A 3,646-nucleotide genomic window follows, 5' to 3' on the forward strand; every position below is an offset into this window, starting at 1 on the left:
AGCTCCAGGGGGCTAGCGGGGTTGAGCACCACACCTGCCTGTTTGCCCAGATCCTTGATTTGGCTGAGGGTGCGGTGCAGGTGAATGGTAGAGCTGGACTCGGCATGAACGGAGATGATGTCGGCCCCCGCCTTGGCAAAGTCGGCCACATACTTTTCCGGCTCCACAATCATCAGGTGGACGTCCAGAGGCTTGGCCGTAACCGGGCGCAGCGCTTCCACCACCAGCGGGCCGATGGTAATATTGGGCACAAAGCGGCCATCCATGACGTCCACGTGGATCCAGTCGGCCCCCGCCTCGTCCACCGCCCGCACTTCTTCCCCCAAGCGGCTAAAATCCGCCGAAAGAATCGAAGGGGCGACAACAATCGGCTTTTGCCCAGAGGCTGCTGACGGCTGAGTCATGGTGAGTATCCAAACTGTGAACCGCAAGAAAGGGGAGCCTGCTCCTCTATGGTACGGGGTTTGATCCCCTTTGCAAACTGCCTCTTGGCTCGGAGACTAGGGTTACAGGGGACTGGCCTCGACCCAATGCCGGAAAACTTGGGCCAGATGACCCCAGGGATGCGGCGGCTGAGCGTTGCTCTGGGACTCTGGAGCAGCCTGCTCTGAGGGAGCCGGTTTTACCTCTTCTTCCAGCCGCAGGGCAAGCTGCTGCAATTGCATGTAGATGCTGTTGACGGCCAGCATGGCCAAGACGGTGCCGAAAAACTTGGTGCGGGATCCCATAGACCAACCCCTAGGCAAGAAGCAAGATAGAGGATATTCTCGTCGCCGCTGCCCTAGTTCCACCTTAGCGCACAGGCGGAACAGGTCTTTTGGAGAAAATCCTTACACTTTCTCTCGACAGCTTCAGGAACTTGCGCCCAAGCAACGTCATGAGCACCTATCAGCACCTGCACACCGCCCTTTGGGTTAGCGATCTGGCCAGGGCTGAGCATTTCTACGGAACCGTGCTCGGGATCCCCAAGGCAGAACGGTTTCCCTTTAACTTTCCCGGCGCTTGGTACCAGGTGGGGTCTTCGCAGATTCATTTGATTGTCACTGAGGAGCCGCTTGACCAAGGGCAGCAAGCCAGTCGTGGCAGCAAGGCGAAGTGGGGGCGCCATCCCCACGTGGCGCTGGGAGTGGAAGATCTGGAGGCGGTAAAGGCCCGCTTGCTGCAGGCAGGCTATGAGGTGCAGCCCAGCGCTTCCGGGCGGGCGGCTGTGTTTGTTCGGGATCCCGACGGGAATGTGATCGAGCTGAGCTCCATAAGCCCCCCTCAGCCATGACCGCCATGCCAGAGCCCTCTTTGCCCCAGCAGCGCAGCGTCCTCAACTCCCTTGACCCGGCCACCGCCCTGGTCAGCTCGGCGCAGATGCGGCGCCTCGAGGAGGAGATCTTCGCTGCCGGCATGCCCGTGGCCGCCCTCATGGAGAAGGTGGGGCTGGCCGTTTTTGCCCGGTTGCGGCAGGATTTTCCCCAGGCGCAGCGCGTTGGCATCCTCTGCGGCACGGGGCACAATGGCGGCGACGGCTTGGTGGTTGGGCGAGAGCTGCAGCTAGCCCAAAAGGGGGTAAAGGTTTGGCTGGGGAAGCCGGATCTCAAACCCCTAACCGCCGACCACGCCCGCTACCTCAGGGCTCTAGGAGCGGAGTTTGTGGAGCGGGTGGAGGCGTTGGCCGACTGCGACTTGCTCATCGACGCCCTCTTTGGCATTGGCCTAAACCGGCCCCTGGGGGATCCCTGGGCGGGGGCGGTGGAGTGGGCCAACGGCAGCAGCATTCCCATCCTCAGCCTGGACTTGCCTTCTGGCCTCAACGACCAGACAGGTGAGATCTGGGGCTGCTGCATCCGCGCCAGCCACACCTATGCCCTCGGCCTCTGGAAACGGGGCCTGTGGCAGGAGGCGGCTCTGCCCTGGGTGGGACGGCTGCATCGCCTTGATTTTGGCATCCCCCCTTGGGCCTGCCCGGCAGAGGCGGCTCCCCAGTTGTTGCTGAACCCTTGGCCGCATTTTCCCCCTGACCCGCCTTTGGATACCCACAAATACCGCCAGGGATCCCTGCTAGTGGTCGCAGGGTCGGCGGCCTATGCCGGGGCGGCAGTGTTGGCCGGGCTGGGATCCCGCGCCAGTGGCGTGGGCATGGTAACCCTGGCGGTGCCGGCGGAATTGAAGGGGCTCATCCACAGCACTTTGCCGGAAGCCTTGGTTCACCCCTGGGAAGGGATCCCGGCTCTGCCGCCGCTGGGTGAAAAACCTTTCCAGGCGGTGGCGGTGGGGCCCGGCCTAGGAGAAGCCCGCCGGCGACTGCTGGAGAGCTTGCTGCAGGATTGGGCCGGGATCCCTTGGGTTATCGACGCCGATGGCCTCAATGCCCTGGCGGAGATGGGGGTGGAGCGCTTGCAAGAAAACGGGATCCAAGCCATCCTCACCCCCCACCTGGGGGAATTTCGCCGGCTTTTTCCAGGGATCCCGCCTGCGGATCGCATGGAGGCAGCCCAAAAGGCGGCAGCCCAGAGTGGAGCAGTGGTGGTTTTAAAGGGAGCACGGACGGTCATCGCCTCTCCTAGGGGGGAATGCTGGGTCAACCCGGAGAGCACACCGGCTTTGGCCCGCGGTGGCAGCGGCGATGTCCTAACTGGCTTAATCGGCGGCCTGGTGGCGCGCAGAAGGGCCCAACTGGGTCAGTCGATGGGGATCGCGGAGCTGCTCAGTTGTGCCTGTGCCGGAGTGTGGTGGCATGCCCAAGCCGCTATCCAACTGGCGGGGGAGCGGGGTCTAACAGGGGTGGATCCGGCCCACCTAGGGGAGTACCTGCCCAAGGCGCTAAGTCGGCTTAAGGTTGCAAGAACCCCAGGGCCAGCCCCAGGAAAATGAACAGGCCAAACCCAATCCGGTAGGCGATAAACAGCCAGGTGCTGCTGCGCTGCAAAAATCGAATGAGCCAATCGATGGACCCGTAGGAGAAAACAAAGGCCGAGAGCGTCCCCAACCCCTGCGACAGCAGCGCCTCTGCCTTAAACTCGGAGATGAACTCCGCCACCCCCGCCAAAAAGAGGGCCGGGATCCCCAGCAAAAAGGAGTAGCGGGCGGCAGCCGAGCGCTGCAAATCCAGCAACAGAGCCGCCGTCAGCGTCACACCGGAGCGGGAGACCCCTGGAATCAAAGCCAAAGCCTGGGCCAGCCCCACCCAGAGCCCATCCCCAATGCCCAGGCTGTGCAGATCTCGCCGGCGTTTCCCCACCCGTTCCGCCCAGCCCAAAGCCAGCGCCAAGCCAATGGCGGCAGCAGCAATTACCCCCAACTGGCGGGGTGGGGATCCCCAAATGGCCTTGACGGCCCATCCGGCAACCACAATCGGCAACGTCCCCACCAGGATCCCTATGAGCAGCCGCCAAGACTCCTGCTGGAAATCTCGCTCCTGCCAAGCCTTCCAGGAGCCAAGGAGCACCTGGCGCAGATCAGAGGCAAAGTAGATCAACACCGCCCCCAAGCTGCCCAACTGGATTACCGCCGCAAAGGAAGCGCCTGCATCTGGCCAGCCCAGCAAAGCCGGAACCACCCGCAGGTGCGCCGTGCTGCTGATGGGCAGAAATTCAGTGATCCCCTGCACCATGCCCAAGAGCAGGGCCTGCCACCAGTTGGGATACCAGGTGTCGGC

Annotated in this window: 5 protein-coding genes; 2 read left to right on the forward strand and 3 right to left on the reverse strand. The window is 62.9% G+C overall.

What is annotated here, in order from left to right:
* The coding region (locus NW857_RS03870) for a ribulose-phosphate 3-epimerase (RefSeq protein WP_414367999.1) at positions 1-404 on the reverse strand (404 nt) is incomplete at its 3' end.
* Between the two features lie 102 nt (positions 405-506).
* Positions 507-728: a hypothetical protein gene (locus tag NW857_RS03875; RefSeq protein ID WP_414332711.1), complete on the reverse strand. Its 222-nt coding sequence runs from the start codon at positions 726-728 to the stop codon at positions 507-509.
* 149 nt (positions 729-877) lie between these two features.
* Here NW857_RS03875 and NW857_RS03880 point away from each other — a divergent pair, with 149 nt between their 5' ends.
* Positions 878-1,273 (forward strand): VOC family protein, encoded by a 396-nt coding sequence (locus tag NW857_RS03880; RefSeq protein ID WP_414348853.1) that lies wholly within the window; start codon positions 878-880, stop codon positions 1,271-1,273.
* A gap of 5 nt (positions 1,274-1,278) precedes the next feature.
* Entirely contained in the window at positions 1,279-2,862 is a 1,584-nt protein-coding gene (locus NW857_RS03885; RefSeq protein WP_414368000.1) for an NAD(P)H-hydrate dehydratase, read from the forward strand.
* Here NW857_RS03885 and NW857_RS03890 read toward each other — a convergent pair.
* Positions 2,822-3,646: undecaprenyl-diphosphate phosphatase (locus NW857_RS03890; protein WP_414365076.1), on the reverse strand; the 825-nt coding region annotated here is incomplete at its 5' end. The two genes, NW857_RS03885 and NW857_RS03890, sit on opposite strands and share 41 nt — an antisense overlap.

This window comes from Synechococcus sp. H55.9 (assembly GCF_047462355.1).
GTDB lineage: Bacteria > Cyanobacteriota > Cyanobacteriia > Thermostichales > Thermostichaceae > Thermostichus.